This is a genomic window from Burkholderia sp. SR8 (assembly GCF_052851275.1).
The window spans coordinates 1-206 of sequence record NZ_JAULUC010000101.1; the positions used below are offsets into that span (position 1 = coordinate 1).

Sequence of the window (206 nt, forward strand, 5' to 3'; positions counted from 1 at the left end):
GTAGTCGGCGTGAAGGTCCAGTTGCCGGTCGGGTCGGCCGTCGTCGTGCCCAGCAGTGTCGTGCCGTCGTAGATGCTCACGGTGCTGCCCGCTTCTGCTGTGCCGGCAAGTGTCGGCGTCGTGTCGTCCGTCGTTGCGCCAGTCGTCAGCAAGCCGGCGATCGAACCCACGTCGTCCGTCACACTGACAACGATCGGCGCCGCGGG

General features: G+C 67.5%; 1 protein-coding gene. It reads right to left on the reverse strand.

What is annotated here, in order from left to right; translation table 11 throughout:
* Nucleotides 1-206: Ig-like domain-containing protein (locus Q3A80_RS32000; protein ID WP_446332766.1), on the reverse strand; the 206-nt coding region annotated here is incomplete at both ends.